The sequence below is a fragment of the Kribbella monticola genome (assembly GCF_003261635.1).
GTDB classification, from domain to species: domain Bacteria; phylum Actinomycetota; class Actinomycetes; order Propionibacteriales; family Kribbellaceae; genus Kribbella; species Kribbella monticola.
The window spans coordinates 449,011-467,022 of record NZ_QFXK01000030.1; the positions used below are offsets into that span (position 1 = coordinate 449,011).

The 18,012-nt window shown below is 67.4% G+C and carries 16 protein-coding genes; 4 read left to right on the forward strand and 12 right to left on the reverse strand.

Annotated features, from left to right (window positions below; all coding sequences use genetic code 11):
- Positions 1-5 precede the first annotated feature (5 nt).
- Complete coding sequence (locus DIZ26_RS18470) at positions 6-725, reverse strand: hypothetical protein (protein WP_112242965.1); 720 nt, start codon at positions 723-725, stop codon at positions 6-8.
- A gap of 30 nt (positions 726-755) precedes the next feature.
- Complete coding sequence (locus DIZ26_RS18475; RefSeq protein WP_112242967.1) at positions 756-1,760, reverse strand: hypothetical protein; 1,005 nt, start codon at positions 1,758-1,760, stop codon at positions 756-758.
- Positions 1,761-1,971: 211 nt separating this feature from the next.
- Between DIZ26_RS18475 and DIZ26_RS18480 the strand changes: the two genes are divergently transcribed.
- On the forward strand, positions 1,972-3,270 hold the full coding sequence (locus tag DIZ26_RS18480; RefSeq protein WP_112242969.1) for a hypothetical protein: 1,299 nt from the start codon (positions 1,972-1,974) through the stop codon (positions 3,268-3,270).
- Positions 3,271-3,296: 26 nt separating this feature from the next.
- Complete coding sequence (locus tag DIZ26_RS18485) at positions 3,297-4,859, forward strand: hypothetical protein (protein ID WP_112242971.1); 1,563 nt, start codon at positions 3,297-3,299, stop codon at positions 4,857-4,859.
- An 81-nt stretch (positions 4,860-4,940) separates the two neighbouring features.
- On the opposite strand, the gene bioD is transcribed toward DIZ26_RS18485, so the two are convergent.
- From bioD to DIZ26_RS18525, 8 genes are all read right to left on the reverse strand, one after another.
- On the reverse strand, positions 4,941-5,693 hold the full coding sequence (bioD, locus tag DIZ26_RS18490; RefSeq protein WP_112242973.1) for a dethiobiotin synthase: 753 nt from the start codon (positions 5,691-5,693) through the stop codon (positions 4,941-4,943).
- Positions 5,687-6,850, reverse strand: coding sequence for an 8-amino-7-oxononanoate synthase (locus DIZ26_RS18495; protein WP_112242975.1), 1,164 nt, complete (start codon positions 6,848-6,850; stop codon positions 5,687-5,689). The genes bioD and DIZ26_RS18495 overlap by 7 nt, the downstream gene beginning before the upstream one ends.
- Positions 6,850-8,160, reverse strand: coding sequence for an adenosylmethionine--8-amino-7-oxononanoate transaminase (bioA, locus tag DIZ26_RS18500; RefSeq protein ID WP_112242977.1), 1,311 nt, complete (start codon positions 8,158-8,160; stop codon positions 6,850-6,852). Before bioA ends, DIZ26_RS18495 begins: the two co-directional genes overlap by 1 nt.
- Positions 8,157-8,348, reverse strand: a complete 192-nt coding sequence (gene bsaP, locus DIZ26_RS18505) for a biotin synthase auxiliary protein BsaP (RefSeq protein ID WP_112242979.1) — start codon at positions 8,346-8,348, stop codon at positions 8,157-8,159. The genes bioA and bsaP overlap by 4 nt, the downstream gene beginning before the upstream one ends.
- Complete coding sequence (gene bioB / locus DIZ26_RS18510; RefSeq protein WP_112242981.1) at positions 8,345-9,340, reverse strand: biotin synthase BioB; 996 nt, start codon at positions 9,338-9,340, stop codon at positions 8,345-8,347. The genes bsaP and bioB overlap by 4 nt, the downstream gene beginning before the upstream one ends.
- 574 nt (positions 9,341-9,914) lie before the next feature.
- Entirely contained in the window at positions 9,915-10,865 is a 951-nt protein-coding gene (locus tag DIZ26_RS18515) for an alpha/beta fold hydrolase (protein ID WP_112242983.1), read from the reverse strand.
- Between the two features lie 78 nt (positions 10,866-10,943).
- A complete protein-coding gene (locus tag DIZ26_RS18520) occupies positions 10,944-12,647 on the reverse strand; it encodes a GMC oxidoreductase (RefSeq protein ID WP_112242985.1) in 1,704 nt (567 codons plus the stop codon).
- Entirely contained in the window at positions 12,644-14,236 is a 1,593-nt protein-coding gene (locus tag DIZ26_RS18525; protein WP_112242987.1) for a succinic semialdehyde dehydrogenase, read from the reverse strand. The genes DIZ26_RS18520 and DIZ26_RS18525 overlap by 4 nt, the downstream gene beginning before the upstream one ends.
- Positions 14,237-14,363: 127 nt before the next feature.
- Here DIZ26_RS18525 and DIZ26_RS18530 point away from each other — a divergent pair, with 127 nt between their 5' ends.
- Entirely contained in the window at positions 14,364-15,809 is a 1,446-nt protein-coding gene (locus DIZ26_RS18530) for a tetratricopeptide repeat protein (protein ID WP_232828430.1), read from the forward strand.
- A gap of 45 nt (positions 15,810-15,854) precedes the next feature.
- Positions 15,855-16,772 (forward strand): TIGR03086 family metal-binding protein, encoded by a 918-nt coding sequence (locus DIZ26_RS18535; RefSeq protein WP_112242989.1) that lies wholly within the window; start codon positions 15,855-15,857, stop codon positions 16,770-16,772.
- On the opposite strand, the gene DIZ26_RS18540 is transcribed toward DIZ26_RS18535, so the two are convergent.
- Together DIZ26_RS18540 and DIZ26_RS18545 are read right to left on the reverse strand one after the other, a co-directional pair.
- On the reverse strand, positions 16,769-17,167 hold the full coding sequence (locus DIZ26_RS18540; protein WP_112242991.1) for a hypothetical protein: 399 nt from the start codon (positions 17,165-17,167) through the stop codon (positions 16,769-16,771). The genes DIZ26_RS18535 and DIZ26_RS18540 overlap by 4 nt on opposite strands.
- 97 nt (positions 17,168-17,264) lie before the next feature.
- Positions 17,265-17,993 (reverse strand): acyl-CoA thioester hydrolase/BAAT C-terminal domain-containing protein, encoded by a 729-nt coding sequence (locus DIZ26_RS18545; protein ID WP_112242993.1) that lies wholly within the window; start codon positions 17,991-17,993, stop codon positions 17,265-17,267.
- Positions 17,994-18,012: the final 19 nt, after the last annotated feature.

The window sequence follows — 18,012 nt, forward strand, 5'->3', positions numbered from 1 at the left end:
CGCTGCTAGGCCAGGTGTTCAGCGAGTTGCTCCCGCAGCACACTTCGCAACTGCTCTTCGGGAATCTCCCTGAGCTTTGGGTTCAGCTCCAACTGGGCGGCCAACGCCCGGTCGAGGAACTCGGCCATCCGAATCGCGGCCGCTTCCAGCGCCGGATCCAACTCCACCACCTCGGACCGAGCCTGAGGATCGGTGTGGGATGTGTCGCCCGCCGGGACAGCTTCGATCGACACCGCCTCCTCGATCGGGGCAGCTTCTTCCGCCGCGTTGTTGGTCGTGGCGAAGTACGGCAGCAGTTCGTCCAGCCACTGAGCCAGCTGGTCCGGCGTGGATCGGACCCAGTCTGTCCACAGCTCGCTCAGCGCGGCCGGCAACCAGACCCACCAGTCCCCGCGGTCCCCGCTCACCTGCTCGAGCAGCCCCCGCTGGTCCTGCGTCACCCAGCCAAGATTCTCGACAGAGCCCTGGTCGGTGGCCGTCTCGCCCACTGCGAATTCCTGATCGGCGACCGACAACACCTCCTGATCAGGAACCGCCTCGAACGAAGGCAAGAGGTCGTCGAGCCACCGCACCAACTCGTCCGGGGTTGACCGAACCCAGTCCGGCCAGGTCTCATCCATTGCTAACGGCAACCATTCCCGCCAGTCGCCGCGCTGGCCGGACAATCCCTCTAGCCGGTCCATCTGCTCGGACGACACCCACTCCAGCGCTTCGACTTCTTCCATGGTCCATCCCTTCCGAACTTTGACCGCCGCCTATTCCTGCCCTGTCCCGGACTCGTTGCCAGAGCCACCGAGGCCGGCCGCTCCAGCAGCCGCGCCGCCGCGCGTCACCTTGTCCAACTGCTCCTGATAGCGGCGGTCGCGCTCGGACCGCACCTTCTCCCGATCTGCTTCCTTCAGTTCTTGGTACTCCGCCTCGTCGTGCGCCCGCGAGTCCTTCTGCAGATGTTCGGACTCCTTCATCATCTTCGGCGCCACCCGCTTGAGGCTCTCGTTGACGAGATTCTCGATCCCTCGCCGGACCGCCGGGTTCTCCCGCACAGCCTTCTGCAGTGCGTGATCGGCCGTCGTCCCGATCAGATGCTCGGCGAGCTTGCCCTCGGCCGGTGCCGCGCCGAATCCGAGTGGGTTCTCCCCCGACTCCGGGTGAAGTCCATGCAGAACCGGATTTGCGTCAGCCGCACCCAGGTGCTCCTTGCTCTGCCGCTCGGCTTCCGCCTTACCACGGGCTGCTGCGGTCAAGAACTGGATCGAATACTTGTCCTCTTCGCTGTTGTGCGCTTCGACATACCCACCGGTCTCCGGATTCTGCACCAACTGCTGCGCTCCACCCGGATCCACCAACACCGGCATCACCGGCTTCTCGTAGTTGGACTTCTCCCCGGCCTGCACCCGTGCGTAAGCTTCCGCCAACCTCTTGGCCTCCTCGGCACGGGACGCCAGGTCCAAGAGCTTGGCCTGCTCTTCCGTACCGACGGTGTCGCCGCCGGCCTGTTGCACATCCTTCTTCAGCCCGCTGAACTCCGCCGTTCCGAGGATCGCCTTGACGCCATCCACTAAGAGGCTGATCAGATTGGGACCGTCGCTCGGAGAGGCCGGAGTGTCGTCGGAATCGCTGCCGCTGTAGTCCGGACCGACGTTGCGGCTGTACGTTCCCGCGTACGCGTCTCTGGACTCCTCGCTGCCACCCTCCATGTGCGAGTTGTAGTACGCCTCCGCATCGACAACATCGGGCGGATCGGATTCGTTGGGTGTCATCACTGCCCCTCCCGGATCGGCACTTCTCTCAATCAACTCTTGGGCTTCGGCGGCCGGCCGTGGCTAAGCCACCGGACCGGAAATCGTGCAACCAGGGCCGACCTGATCGGGCAACGTGGGATGCACGGTCTCTGGGCCGGTGGCTTCGGGGGGCGGTGGTTCGGCTGTCGATAGTGAGGGGTGCTGAATCCTGACCGAGAGGGAGCATCCCGTGTCCGACGTGGAGAAGTTTCACTGGATCGACGAAGAAGAGGAGCGCTATCTCGCCGACAGCCAGACGTCGGCCTGGGAGAGCGCCTGGCCCGAGTACCTGGGCAGGTATCTGGACCACTGCTGGTCCGGGTGGGAGCGGGAGAGCGACGAGGTCAAGAGCGAGTGGTTGCGTGACCGCGCCCAGACGGTCGCTCTCGGCTGGACCAGCGCGGAGCAGCGGGCTCAGCTCGACTCACTCAGCTCCGAGCGCGGCGACTGGCGCGAGTGGCTGCCGGTGCAGCTCGACGAATGGTGGCCCGACTGGGCAAAGGCATCACCCGCCGAACTGACCGCCTGGTTCGACGGCGCCCTCCCCGGTCTCTTCCCCGAGCAGCCCGCAGCCGCATCCGAGCCCGCTGCAGACCCCCGCGACCTCACCTGGCTCACGCCAGACCAGCAGGCCCACCTCGACACCCTCACCGAAACCCGCGGCGACTGGCGCACCTGGCTACCACCACAGATGGACGAATGGTGGCCCGAATGGACCGCGGCCGACCCCACCCAACTCGCCACCTGGTTCAACGGCGCCCTCCCAGGCCTGACCCAACAGGCAACCGCCGAGTCGCCGGATGTCCGAGACCTGGCTTGGCTCACCCCGGAACAACAAGCCCAGCTGGATGAACTCACCCCTGTCCGGGGCGACTGGCACGCGTGGCTCCCGCTCCAGATGGACAAGTGGTGGGCCGACTGGACCCGATCCACTGCGGAACAACTCACCACCTGGTTCGACACCGCCCTCCCAACCCTCGTACCAGCAGATCCGAAAGATCCGATAGGCGGCGTCGCGGAGGCCCAGGCAGCAGAGGGCGCCATGGCTGAGGCTGAGGCGGGCGACACCGAGGAGGGCGTTCCCGCTAACCGGCCGACTGTCGAAGATCTCCTGCTCGACCCCGACCCCGCGGAACTCGACGCGGACCCGGCGGAGTTCGATCCTCGTGCCCTCCTCTGGCTCAGTGCCGAGCAGCAGTCGGCTCTGGACGACCTGACCGAGATCCGTGGCGACTGGCACGAGTGGCTGATCGCTGACCTCGACCGGCGCAGGCCGGACTGGACCGACCTGTCCGAGCAGCAGATCGGCGGCTGGTTCGACGACCTGCTGCCTTTCCTGGCGTTGCCTGATGCGGAACAGGAGCTGATGACGGTCCTGGACGGTCTGGACTCCGATGAGGAGTTCCAGCTACTTGCCAGTGAGTTCACGCCGGAAGAGCTGGCGGAGATCGTCGACGAAGTCTTCGCCGATGCCGGCGACCTCAACTAACCGTACGGAACGGAGGGAACTGATCAATGACGGTGAACGCAACCGCTGCGCCTGCAGAAAGCCCGGAGAAGGCAGCGAACCGCGAAAAGATGAAGAGGCATCTCACCAAGTTCAAGGAGGGCGCGCTCGGACGGCTCGCCGACCTCGATCTGCGCTACGACAAGACGCTGCGCAAGTCCCTGACCAGCCTCTTCAAGGACAAGGCGGAGGCCACTCGGGTCAAGGGCGCCGTACTCAAGATCCAACTGGAGGCGAAGGAAGAGGCAACAGAACTGCTGGCGGCCAAAAGCGACGACCTTCGGTACGGGGTCATGGTCTCCACCCTGCAAGCGATGCTGGAAGAGGGCCGGATCGAGGTCGCTCAGCTCGACGCGCTTGCTGACCTGGTCCAGGGTCTCGAGAAGCTGGAGTTCATGCGGTACACAGAGCACGGCAAGATGGCCCTCCACGAGGCGAGCCAGACCGGTCACCGGATCAACAGACAGTTCCAGGCGGAGAGCGCTGAACTGGGCGCCGTCGCCGAGGCGGTCAAGGTCTATGCCGACGGCCGACCGCCGAACGAGTTGGCCGACGAGGCCATCGCGGCCAGGTACCACTCGGCCAAGCTGACGGTTCAGTACGCGCAGAAGCTCCGGGTGGAGATGCTGCAGAGCATCTCCGACGTCTGTTCCGAGGGCTTCCACTTCGAGGTCTACAAGGCTCTCGCCAAGATGGATCCGGACAAGGCGAGCCTGAAGCTGAAGAAGGACCGCGAAAACGTCCAGAAGCTGTACAACAACGCAAAGAGCGCCGCGAGTGGCGCCGGCACGGGCGTCGGCTATGTCAGTGGGACCGCGGGGATGGCCATAGACGTCGCGCTCACCATCTCCGACGCCGGGATGGCCTTCATCGACCACGCGATCGAGGCCGCCGACTGGAAGCGTCAGGCCAAGGCCGCGATGGAGGAGCAGAAGAAGAACAAGAAGCAGGCGATGGACGACGTCGCCGCCAAGCTGAACGCCAAGCCGCTGGCAATGGCGCAGATGCTGGCCGACAAGTACATCAACACAGTGAAGTACAACCTCGCGATGGCTCGTCCGGCCATCAAGCTCAGCCTCACCGCGGCCGGCGTCGGCCTCGACCAAGTCGGCGCCGGTGCCGCGACGATTCTGCTGAGCAAGGCCTGGGACATCCTGGAGATGGTCGTCGTGGAGATCGCGACCTCGTTCCAGAATGCCAGGCTCGACGCCGCCGCCGCGGAGATCGAGGAAGCCAAGCGAAAGGCGGCCGGGCGGCCGGCTCCCGCCGCAGTGGTGGTCGGATTCGATCAGGAATGGCAGAACTACTTCGACGACGTCGAGGATCGGATCGCCAAGAAGTTCAAGGAGAACGCGGTCGGCGCCTCGCTCAATCTCGCCGACACGGTCTTCGACGCGATCAACGAGACGACGGTCAGCACGATCGCGAACAAGATCTTCAAGGAGCTCTCCGTGCAGTCCGCGCAGACCTTCACCGGCGATGAGTTTCTTGCCCACGCCAACAAGATGGAGAACGTGCGGAAGAACGCCGAGGACAAGGTGCGCGGCGTCAAGGAGCCGGTCGGCGCCTGAGCAGAGGTCGGTACGACAGCAGCGCTCATCTCGGGAGCTTGGTGGGCGCTGCTGTGACGATGAGATGCCCGGTACAGGTAGTTAGTGGCGGTAGATGCGGCCGGTGGAGATTTCGCGCCAGGGGAGGTCGAACCAGGTTTCCGCGCCTGCGCGGAAGTCGGTGGGGGTGAGTGCGGCGGCGTTGGCTGGGATACTGCCGATGATCGGTACGCCGGTCAGCGTCGGGAGGTCCTCCAGGTTGCAGTGATCGGCCAGGTCCGGTTCCTCCGGCCAGGAGCCGATCACCAGGCCGGCGATCGGCAGGTTCCGGGCTCGCAGCGCCTCGACGGTGAGCATCGTGTGGTTCAGTGTCCCCAATCCGGACCGGGTCACGATGACGAATCCGAGCGGCCAGCCGGTCACCTTGGCAGCCAGATCCGCCAGGTTCCGTCCCTCCGCGTCGAGCCCGACGAGCAGACCACCGGCACCCTCGACGATCGACCACCAATAGTGCAGGCAATGCGTGACGACACGATCGGCCATCTGCAGGATGCTCGGTAACTCAACGCCCTCGCGGCGCGCTGCGGTAGTCGGCGCGAGGGGGTCGCGCAGCCTCACGCCTTCCTCGATACCGATCCCCCGCCCACCGATGAGCCGTTCCACCTCGGCGGCGTCGCCGGGCTCGTCCGGGCCCACCCCGGTCTGGAACGGCTTGAAAACTCCGACCGGCCCGGCACGATCCAGGTAGCTGGCCAGCGCGGCCGTGACAACCGTCTTGCCTACGCCGGTGTCCGTTCCGGTTACGAACAGCAGCGATGGCAGGTCGTCCGGTGTGTCGGTGACTCCCCTCACCATGACGTCTCCTTGATGGCGGTGGTGACTACGTCGCAAGCGCGATTCAGGTCTGCTGGGGACAGGGCGGCGTGGGCGGTTAGGCGGAGGCGGGAGATGCCGTCGGGGACGCTTGGGGGGCGGAAGCTGCCGACCCGTACGCCGTTGTCCAGGCACAGCGATGCGGCGTGGACTGCTTCGCGGGGGCCGGGCATGGGGACTGAGACGACGGCGCCGGCGGAGGGGGTGACGTTGCAGGCAGCGGCTAGGCGGGCTGCGGTGGTGTGGATTGTGTCGGGGCGGGTCGGCTCGTCGATGAGGACGCGGAGGGCGGCTAGGGCGGCGGCGCAGGCGGCGGGGTTGAGGCCGGTGTCGAAGATGAAGGGGCGGGCTCGGTTGATGAGGTGTTCGCGGAGGACCGGTGGGCCTAGGACCGCGCCGCCTTGGCTGGCCAGGGATTTGGAGAGGGTCATGGTGACGATGACGTGGTCGAGACCCGCGAGGCCGGCGGCGTGGACCGAGCCGTGGCCGTTGCCGGTGACACCTAATCCGTGCGCCTCGTCCACCAGCAGAACGGCGCCGTGGTCGAGGGCTACGGCGGACAGAGCTTCCAGGGGCGCGGCGTCGCCGAGGACGCTGTAGACGGATTCGATCAGGACGACGGCATGAGGTTCGTTGCGTTCGGCAAGCGCTTTGCCGACGGCCTCGACATCGTTGTGCGGGACGATCTCGACACGCGATCGCGACAACCGGCAGGCGTCGACGATGGAGGCGTGGACGTGTTCGTCGGAGACCAGGAGAGTTCCCGGACCTCCGAGGGCAGTGATGACGCCGAGGTTGGCGAGGTAGCCCGAGGAGAAGACGAGCCCACTCGACTGGCCCGCATAGGAAGCAAGCGACGACTCCAGCTCGGCATGCAGCGCCGTCGTACCGGTCACCAGCCGCGAGGCCGTGGCGCTCGTGCCCCACTCCCGTACGGCGGCAACCGCTGCCTCGATGACCCGCGGATCGCGAGCCAGGCCGAGATAATCGTTGCTGGCAAGGTCGATCAGTACTTCGTCAGCCGCGCGCGCCCGCAGTCGCCGGGTCAGCCCTCGGGACTCCAGCGCGGCCGCCTTCGGCGCCAGCCACTCCGCCAGGAGCCCGCTGTCCGATGGCCCGGCAACGCCGCCACCCGACATCAGTTGCCCTCGGCAATCGCTTCGGTGATGGCCGAGGTGATGGTGGCGATCTCTTCGTCCGTGCAGATGTACGGCGGCATCGTGTAGACCAGGTCGCGGAACGGGCGAACCCAGACGCCGCGGCGCAGTACCGCGTCCGTCATCCGCTTCATGTCGACCGGGCCGGCCAACTGCACGACACCGACGGCACCAAGTACCCGCACATCTTTCACGCCGGGCAGCGAAGCGGCCGGCGCCAAACCAGCGGACAGCCCCGCCGAGATTCGAGCGATCCCAGAAGCCCAGTCCGAGGCCAGGAGGAGGTCGATGCTGGCCAGTGCGACGGCGCAGGCCAAGGGATTCGCCATGAAGGTGGGCCCATGCATCAACGCGCCGCCCGGTCCGTCGGAGACAACCCGCCCCACATCCGTAGTACAGAGTGTGGCGGCCATCGACAGGTAGCCGCCGGTGAGGGCCTTGCCGATGCACAGGATGTCCGGCTCGATCTCTGCATGCGACGAGGCGAAGAGCGTGCCGGTGCGGCCGAAGCCGGTGGCGATCTCGTCCAGGATCAGCAGGAAGCCGTGTTCGTCGGCAAGCGAACGCAGCAACCGCAGACAGGCCGGGCTGTAGGGGTACATCCCGCCGGCGCCCTGCAGGATCGGCTCGACGATGATCGCCGCCACGTCATCCTTGTACTGCGCCGCGATCTGCCGCATCGTCGACGCCCAGGCGAGGAACTCGGGATCGTCGTCAGGACGGTCGAAGCCGCTCGGCGGTTGGGGGCCGAAGACCTGCTCCTTCAGCGCGCCGGTGAACAGCGAGTGCATCCCGTTCACCGGGTCGCAGACGCTCATCGGCGCGAAGGTGTCGCCGTGGTACCCGCCGCGTACGGTGAGCATCCTGGTCCGCCCATGCCGGCCGCGGGCGACCTGGTACTGCAGGGCGAGTTTGATCGCGACCTCGACGGATACCGATCCCGAGTCGCAGAAGAAGACGTGCTGCAGGGACGGCGGGGTGATCTCGATCAGCCGCGACGCCAGCCGGATCGCCGGTTCGTGGGTGAGGCCGCCGAACATGACGTGGCTGAAGTCGTCAACCTGTGCCTTCAGCGCGGCATCCAGCACCGGGTTGCGGTAGCCGTGGATCATGCACCACCACGAGGCCATCGCGTCGATCGCCTCGACGGTGCCGCCGTCGCCGTCGTCCAGGGACAGCCGTACGCCGGACGCCCCGCGCACCAGCCGCATCGGCGACGGCTCACTCAACGACGAGTACGGATGCCACAGCGACTCGGCATCCGCGGCCAGCAGGTCAGCTGCGACTGTCATGAGGAGAACAGCTCGCCGTGGGTGGAGCAGCGGGCGGTCCAGCCCATCGGGTGGACCTGGACGATCATGCGGCGGCGGCACTGGTCGCAGTACCGGGGTGGTTCGAGCGTGAGGGCCCGACGGCACGCTTCGTGCGCGCCGTCGCCTGTCTCCCGGCCGCAGTGGCCGCAGTAGAGCACTGTGGTCATAGCGTCTTCTGGAGTTCCTTCACCGGCATTTTGAGGTCGGCCAGCAGGTCGAGGTCGGCGGTGGCCGGACGGCCCAGGGTGGTCAGGTAGTTGCCGACGATGACCGCGTTGATGCCACCGAGCAGGCCCTCGCGGGTACCGAGGTCGCCCAGGGTCAGCTCACGGCCACCGGCGTACCGCAGTACGGTCTTCGGCATCGCGAGCCGGAACGCGGCGATCGTGCGCAGCGCGTCCTTGCCGGCCATGATCTCCATGTCGCCGAACGGGGTGCCCGGGCGCGGGTTGAGGAAGTTCAGCGGTACTTCGTGCGGCTCGAGCTCGGCCAACTGCGCGGCCAGCTCGGCGCGCTGCTCCAGCGACTCGCCCATCCCGACCAGGCCGCCGCAGCACAGCTCCATCCCGGAGTCGCGGACCATCAGGCAGGTCTCCCAGCGCTCCTCGAAGGAGTGCGTGGTGACGACGTCGCCGAAGTACGAGCGGGCGGACTCGAGGTTGTGGTTGTAGCGGTGCACGCCCATCGCCTTGAGCTCGTCGACCTGAGCCTGGGTGAGCATGCCGAGCGAGCAGGCGATGTTGATGTCGACCTCGGCGTTGATCGCCTCGATGCCGGCCTTCACCTGGGCCATCAGCCGCTCGTCGGGGCCGCGGACGGCGGCGACGATGCAGAACTCGGTCGCGCCGGTCTTCGCGGTCTCCTTGGCGGCCTCGACCAGCTCGGGGATGTTCAGCCAGACCGACCGGACCGGCGAGGTGAACTGGCCCGACTGGGAGCAGAAGTGGCAGTCCTCGGGGCAGCCGCCGGTCTTCAGCGAGATGATCCCCTCGACCTCGACCTCTTCACCACACCACTTCACCCGTACTTCGTGTGCCAGCGCGAGCAGGTCGTCCAGCTGCTCGTCCGGCGATCGCAGGACCTCGACCAGCTGCTCCTGGGACAGGCCGACGCCTCTTCCCAGTACCTGCTCACGAGCCACCTCGAGGATGTCGGTCATGGTTCTCCTGCCTCATCGAACGGTCGGCCCACAGTAAGCCAGCACCGCCCTGCCGCACTGCGAGGGGCGTCACCTTGGAACACCCGTCACCGAAGTGCTTCAGCGAGTACTGCGAGGCCCGCCGCAGAAGTTCTCCAGAAAAGTTTTTGCGAACCTCGTAACCCCTTGTGAGTGGCCTCGTTGATGTGTGCAGAGGCGGTGATCGCAAGAACACAGTCTCCGGTTACGAGGAGCGACTGAAATGTCGCACATTACGATCAGCACGCAGAGTGATTACGGTCACCGTGAGCCGGTCAAAATGGCTCGAATCGGTAGTAGAGTGAGGCACATGAGCTCGGGTCGCCAGCTATGGCTGGTGACCCGATCCCAAAGCGCCGGGCGCCTCACCCCGGCTTGAGTGGGTCCCTCGGGAAACGATTTGGGCGGAAACGTTCCCGAGGGACCTGCTCCCTTTTCTCCACCTTTTACCCTCACCCTGACCAAGGTTGAGGGTTTTTCATTTTCCCCCTGATGTCATTCAGCCCCGCCATTCCCACCAGCCGCACCGCATTGTTGTCGAAGCGTCACAGTTCCATTACAGCCGGGAGCCGAGCCCTTCAGGCCGAGAGCTGACTTCTTCCGGCGGGGCAGCAGACCAGAAGTCTCGAAGTAGTTCCTTGACCGCCGCCGGCTCCTCGACATGCCCGAAGGAACCACTCCGCTCCAGCACCTCGAAGCGGGCGCCCGGGGCGAACCGGACGAAGTCCCGCTGCAGCTCCGGATACAGCGCCCGGTCATAGCGACCCGCGAGCACCATCAAGGGCACCTGCAGCCCTTGAAGCCGCGGCCGGAAGTCCGGGATCCGTGCGACCTCGCCGCCGATGACGAAATCCACGTCGTCACCGCAGAACAGCGGATACAGCTCGACGTTGCGGGCACCCGGTTCGGTCGTCAGCAGCGCCGCGTTGTCCGGGTTGTAGAACCGCACCAGCTTGACCGCCGCGGCGAACTCGCGCTGCAGCTCCGCGTCGGTCGACCGAACTCCGGCAGCGCGCAACGCAAGAATCCGCTCCCACACCTCCGGGAACTGAGCGGCCAGTTCGCGGTTGATGTTGGCGTGGTTCAGCTGCCACATCTCCGGGCTGTGCAGGGTGTTGGCGAGCACGAGCGACCGGACCAGCTCGGGGTGCTCGAGCGCCAGCGCCTGGCCGAGCAACCCGCCGTACGAGAAGCCGTAGAGGTGGACGGGGCCGATGCCGAGTCGTTCGATGACGGCGGCGACGTCGGCGACATCGGTGGCGAAGGTGATCTCGCGCAGGTCGGTCGGCGCCTCCGAGCGCCCGCGCGCGTACAGGTCGAGGTAGATCACCTCGTGGTCCTCGGCGAGGGAGTCCAGGTGCGGATGGAAGATCACGTGGGAGCCCACCGGGCCGAGTCCGGAAAGCAGCAGCACAGGCTCCCCGGCGCCGTCCCGCTCGACCCACAGCCGGCGACCGGCCGTCGCCTCGATGAGCTGTCCGGCGGGGTGATTGACCTCGTTCGACATCGGGACACCTCTCTGCGTCTGGCGCGGAGCGGATGCCCCGCTGCCGATAGAACGGCGGCAGCGCGGGAAGTGTGAGGCCTACCCTGCGTCCGTCGTCGACCGGATCTCGACGATCGGCAGCCGCAGCGCTCCAGGCGCGTCGGCAGGCACCACGGGGTGAGCCGGCCGGACCGGGGTCAGACGCTGGTACGGCGTACCGAGGGCCGGCCGGGCGTCTTGCTCGCCCTTGTTCGGCCAGAACGACAATGCCCGCTCAGCCTGTGCGGTGATCGTCAGGGACGGGTTCACGCCGAGGTTCGCCGAGATCGTCGAGCCGTCCACGATGTGCAGGCCGTCGTACCCGTAGACCCGGTGATAGGGATCCACCACGCCGGTCTCGGCCGAGTCGCCGATCGCGCAACCGCCGATGAAGTGCGCGGTCATCGGCACGTTGAACGGCTCGCCGATCGTGCCGCCCGGCGTACCGTTCATCAGCTTGGCCATCCGCCGGACCACCTGATTGGCGACCGGGATCCAGGACGGGTTGGGCGCACCGTGCCCCTGCTTGGACGACAGCCGCCAGCGACCGAACCGGTCCCGCCTGCCGAACGTCGTGATCGAGTTGTCCGCGGTCTGCATCACCAGCGCGATCACGGTCCGCTCGGACCAGTGCTTGAGGTCGTACAGCCGGCGCAGGTTCTTCCGCTGCACGGCCATCTCCTTCAGCCACACCCGCCAGCGCGCCCGGTCGCCGTCGCCGTCGGTCAGCACGGTCTGCAGCAGCGACATCACGTTGCTGCCCTTGCCGTACCGGACCGGCTCGATGTGGGTGATGTCGTCCGGGTGGAACGACGAGGTGATCGCCACGCCGCGGCTGTAGTCGACGGTGCGGTCGCGAGCGATTGCCCCGAGCAACGATTCGGAGTTCGTCCGGGTCAGCACGCCGAGCCGGTCGGACAGCTTCGGTAGCTTGCCCTCGTCCTTCAACCGGTGCAGGAGCTTGGCCGTGCCGAGTGCCGAGGCGGCGAAAATCACTTGCTGGGCAGTGAATCTGCGCGTCAGCTTGCGGTTCGACGTATGCCGCGTCTCGATCGCGTAGCCGCCCTCGGCCAATGGCGTCACGGACGTCACCGTGGTCATCGGGAACACCTTGGCCCCGGCCTTCTCGGCCAGGTACAGATAGTTTTTCGTCAGCGTGTTCTTCGCGTTGTGGCGACATCCGGTCATGCACTCGCCACAGTCGATACACCCCGTACGCCGTGGCCCGGCGCCACCGAAGTACGGGTCGTCCACCTCGACGCCCGGCTCGCCGAAGAAGACGCCGACCGGGGTCGGGTGGAAGGTGTCCCCCACGCCCATGTCGTCGGCGACCTGCTTCATCACCTTGTCGGCCGGGGTGAAATGCGGATAGGTGGTGACGCCGAGCATCCGCTTCGCCTGGTCGTAGTACGGGGACAGCTCGGACTTCCAGTCGGTGATGTGCGCCCATTGCCGGTCGGCGTAGAACGCGGGCAGCGGTTCGTACAAGGTGTTCGCGTAGACGAGGCTGCCGCCGCCGACTCCGGCGCCGGACAGGATGATCACGTCCCGGAGCGCGCTGATCCGCTGGATCCCGTACCAACCGAGCCTCGGCGCGAACAGGAACCGGCTCTTGTCCCACGAGGTCTTCGCGAAACCGGCGTCCTCGTAGCGCGCACCGGCCTCGAGTACGGCGACGTCGTACCCCTTCTCCACCAGGCGAAGCGCGCTGACCGAGCCGCCGAATCCGGATCCGATGACGACGACGTCGTGGTCGAAACTCATGCCCGGCCGAGCTTCTTCAGGATCCGGAGCGCGCCGGTCATCAGTTCGGCGTACGCCTCGTCCTTCAGGCCGTGCGAGGCGGCGATCGGGAGCATCCGCTGGGTCGCGATCGCCTGCGGGTCGACGTACCGGCGGATGCCCTCGACGCCCTGGCGGCGGCCGAGGCCGGACGAGCGCATCCCGCCCATCGGGGTGTCGATCGAGCCGAAGGTGGCGGCGTAGCCCTCGTTCACGTTGACCGAGCCGGCGACGAGCTGCGCCGCGACGCGACGGCCGCGCCGGCCGTCCTTGGTCCAGACGCTCGCGTTCAGCCCGTACTCACCCTCGTTGGCCCGCTCGATCGCCTCGGATTCGTCGGAGAACCGGTAGATCGACACCACCGGCCCGAACGTCTCGTGGTCGAAGCACTCCATCTCTGGCGTCACCCCGGACAACACGGTCGGCTCGTAGAACAGCGGCCCGAGATCCGGCCGGGCCTTTCCACCAGCCAGTACTACGGCTCCGCGCGACCTCGCGTCCTCGACGTGCCTGCTGACCGTCTCCAGCTGCGCCTTGGAGATCAGCGAGCCCATGTCGACGTCCCAGCCGGTGCCGGCCGACAGGCGGATCTTCTTCACCCGGTCGAGGAAGGCGGTGACGAAGGCGTCGTAGATCTGGTCGGCGACGTACAGGCGTTCCATCGAGACGCAGAGCTGGCCGGCACTGGAGAAGCAGGCCCGCACCGCCCCTTCGGCAGCACGGTGCACGTCGGCGTCACGTAGTACGAGCATCGGGTTCTTGCCGCCGAGCTCGAGGCTGCAGCCGATCAGGCGTTCGCCGGCCTGCTTGGCGACCAGGCGACCGGTCTTGGTCGAGCCGGTGAAGCAGACGTAGTCGGTGTTCTGGATGATCGCGCCGCCGACAGTCGGGCCGTCGCCGTTCACGGCCTGCCAGGCGTCGCGCGGCAGGCCCGCTTCGTACAGCAACTCGATCGCCCGCAGAGCGGTCAGCGGCGTCTGGCTGTCGGGCTTGTGCACCACAGTGTTGCCGGCGAGAACCGCGGGGATGCCGTCGGCCATCGCCATGCTGAGTGGGTAGTTCCAGGGCGAGATGATGCCGACGACGCCCTTCGGTACGAACCGCTGCTCGGCGCGGGTGAGCACGGGGAACATGCCCAGCTTCCGCTGCGGTGCAAGGAATTCGGCGGCCTTGCGCGCGTAGTACCGGGCGGTGAGCGCGACGTGCGCGACCTCCTCGAAGGCCTGCTTGCGGGCCTTGCCGGACTCGACGATGACGAGGTCGACCAGTTCGTGCCGGTGGTCCAGGACGAGGTCGTGGTAGCGCAGCAGGATCGCGGCGCGGTCGTCCAGGGACGTGTTCTTCCAGCTCCGCTGGGTCCTGCGAGCCGTCCGTACGGCGGCGAGGACGTCGTCGGGGCTGGACAGCGGCAGCTCGGCGACCGGCTGCCCGGTGGCGGGCGCGTACGACGTACGCGTTCCTGCCGTGGCGCGCAGCAGACCACCGAGCCGGCGGATCACCGACTGGTCGGTCGCGTACGACGCGGTGGGGTCGAGCTCGGGGTCGGCAGGAATCGAGGTCTGCTCGCTCATCTGCCCAGGCTACCTGCCGGTAACAGCTGTGTCAGCAGTTGTGTTCCTGATGTCGCAGACGTGAGGCATACCGGCGAACTAAACGCTAGTGTGAGCGACTGAACTGGTGAAGGGCGGGGTTGTAAAGATGGTGGACAGCGGGGGGCTCTGGACGCCTCCTGAGGACGAGCTCGGCGAAGCGTTGCAGACAGCCCAGGTGCTGATCGAGGAGGGCCGGGCCGACGAGGCCGGGCCGTACCAGCAGCGTGTGATCGAGCTTGCCCGAGAGCGTGCCGGCGACCGCCCGGACCACTACGAGGCCAAGCACCTGATGGCAGCCACGCAGTACGAGCTGGCCGGGTCGCTGAACGCCTCGGGCCGGCACGAGGAAGCGCTGGCCGCCTTGCACGAGGCCCAGCTCGGCTACACCGAGCTCAGCGATGCCGGCGTACTGGACGCGACTTCGTTCCTGGCGGACGTCCGCGCCCGGCGCGCGATGACCCAGGCGCATCGCGGCTTCGGAGCGACCGCCGTACTGGAGATGGACGGCGCGGTGATCGCGTACGGGCAACTCGTCGGCGGCGAGAACGGCATCCAGCACCAGCCCGACTTCGCCCGGGTGCTCGCGATGAACGCGCTCATCCTGCGCCGGTACGGCGATCCCGACCTGGCCGTGGCTTCCGCCGACGCGGCGACTCAGTTGTTCCTGCAACTGGCCGACCAGATCAACGCGAGTCCCCAGTCGCTGTCGTACGCGCGCTACCTGTGCTCGTCGACGGCCGTGTCCGCCGACATCCACGCGGCCGAGGGGCGGCTCGACCTCGCGCTCGAGGCGGACGAGATCGGCCTCAGTACGGCCGACACCCTCGCCGACTCCGAATCGGCGACCGACCTGCGCACCCTGGTGTCCGCACTCACCCGCAAGGGCAAGCATCTCGGCATCGTCGGCCGGCTGATCGAAGGCGAGACCTGCCTGCGCACCGCGGTCGCGACCGATCCGGAGACTGCTGCCCGGGTGTCGGAGGAGCTGGATCGCGGCATCCCGCCGTCGCTGACGACCGCGCTCGAGAACGCGGAGATCAAGCTAGGACCGTACGAGCAGTACTACCGGTTGCTCGCGCTGAGCGAACCCGCACCGGGGATGACGCTGGCGACCGTGTCCGGCCGGACCGACCCCGAGTCGGCCGCGGTCCGGGCGACCGAGCTGGCCGAACTGGTCCGCCCGATGCTCGTGCACGACACCGAGACCGCCCTCACGCTCGGGCTGGAGGCGCACTACCTGTTCGCGATCTCGTCCGAGCGCGAGTCGCACCGGATGCGCTACGAGACTTCGACGTACGCGCCGGTCTGGGCGCAGGTGCTGCTCGACATCTCCGAGGCGTACCACGCGGCCGGGCGGACCGAGATGGCACTCGACCTGGCAGGCTGGAGCGCCGAGGTGGCGACCGCGCTGATCCCGTTCACGATGACCGACGGCGAGGTGAAGGACCTGGCGGGCGCTTGTTACCGCCACCACGGCGACCTGCTCGCAGCGACCGGTGACTTCACCGCCTCGCAGCACGCCCACGACGCGGCCGCGCAACTGCAACATTGACGCCTCCCGCCGCTGGGAGCACGCTGGCGGCAAAGGGGGTTGGCCATGGATGTCGTAGAGCTGCATCGGCGTGCCAGCGAAGAGTTCGTCCGTCAGGTTGCTTCGGTGCGCCCGGCGCAGTGGGGTGATCCGACGCCCTGCTCCGAGTGGACCGTGCGCGACCTGGTCAACCACGTCGTCGGCGAGGAACGCTGGACCGTACCGTTGCTGGCCGGGCGGACCATCGAGGACGTCGGTGACTCGCTCGACGGCGACCTGCTCGGCGACGACCCCGCATCGGCCGCGTCCCACGCCGCCCGCGCCGCCCAGAACGCCGTCACCGAACCCGTACTCCGAGGCGCCACCGTCCACCTCTCGTACGGCGAGGAGCAGGCGGCCGAATACGTCTACCAACTCGCTGCCGACCATCTCGTGCACAGCTGGGACCTCGCCGTCGCGATCGGCGCGCCGGTTCACCTGGATCCGCAGGTCGTCGACGGGATCTCGACCTGGTTCAAGGAGCGGGAGGACCTCTACCACGGCGGCGGCGCGATCGGCGCGCGACTCGAGGGCTACTCCGATCCGACGAGCACTCTGCTGGGTGCCTTCGGCCGGGATCCGGCCTGGACTCCCGCGCACGCGACCGTAGAGAGGCTCAGCGCGGCCTTCGCGCGGGGAGATGTCGACGCGATCATGTACGAGATGACCCCCGACTGCGTCTTCGAGTCGACCTCACCGGCACCGGACGGGACCCGCGTCGTCGGAGGTAAGGCTGTCCGCGAACAGTGGGAGCAGTTGTTCGACCAGACGAACGACGCCGTCTTCGAGACCGAGGAGACGGTCGTCCTTGGCGACCGCGCGGTCGTGCGTTGGCGGTTCTCGTGGAACGAGGCGGACGGGCAGCGCGGTCACGTTCGGGGCGTGGACGTGCTGCGGCTGCGAGACGGCAAGGTCTGCGAGAAGCTGTCCTACGTGAAGGGCTAGTTGTCCTGCAGATCGAGGTTGAGCGCGCCGACGAACAGGCCGGCCTCGGCCTCGGTCATGCCGGTCTCGCTGACGACCAGCGCTGTCGCCTGGTGCAGTTCACCGGCTGCCTTCAGCGCGCGGGTGCGCTCGGCGAGGTTGGTGCCGGGCATCCGTAGTACGGGGGTGTCGGTGACGGGCGGGACGTACCGGCCGAGGCGGATATCCTCGACCAGGTCGCGGGCCACGTGGAGCTCGACGGCGGTGCGTTCCCGCACGTACTTGACCGCGAAGAGCGTCTTCTTCGTGGTGAGCAGGAAGCGGATCTGATCCACGTCCTGCGAGGAGAGCTTCGCCCTCGCGGCGGCGAGGGCAACGTTGTCGGCGTCCTTGCTGCGGCGGCTGAACAATCCCATCCCCCAATCCTTCCAGAGCCCACCATCCCAGGCGCTCGCCACCCGAGGTGGGCCGCCTCACAGGACGATCAGGCGGCGAGGGTCTCCAGCTGATCGGTCAGCCGGCGAGGGTCCGGAGCAGGTCGGGCCAGATCTGGGCGCCGAAGGCTCGGTCTGCTTGCTCGGAGCCGCCGCGCGCCATCGTCTGACCGCCGGCCTTCGGCTGCTCGCCCGGGAACACGATCCGGTGCCCGGCCTGGGCATCGATCATCGTCCGCGTCTCCAGACTTCCGCGCCGCAGCGCGATCTGCTCGGCGAACTCCACCGACGGCCACACCTTGTCGTCACCCCCGGCGATCACTACGAGGGCGCCCTTGACCTGCTCAACCGGGATCTGCGCCGCGGCCGCCTCGGCGGGATACTTCCGCAGCCTGTACCGGTACGAGTCGACGTAACTCGGCGGATCGTCAGTGGGCCGCCAGTCCAGGTCGAACGGTACGAACGGCAGCGGCTCACCCCGCCAACTCCAATGTGAGGTCTGTACGCCGTCCTCGATCCAGCCCCACACATAGGCGCTGGGTGCCTGGGCGACCACCACGTCGATCCGGTCGTCCACCGTGCCGAGCAGCAGCGCTGCCTCGGCACCGAAGGAGGTCCCCATCACGGCCAGCCGGTCGTTGCGGGCCGCGAGCTCGTCGAGCGGGAACGACTCCAGCGGGATCTCGCTGACCCGCTCGTCGAACCACTTCGGCGCGAGCACGTCGTACCCGTGCGCCGCCAGAGTCCTGGCCCTCTCGAGGTCAGGTATGCCGCTCGAACCGTGTAGCAGCAGGATCCCGGTACTCACGCGGCGTACCCGCTCCGCA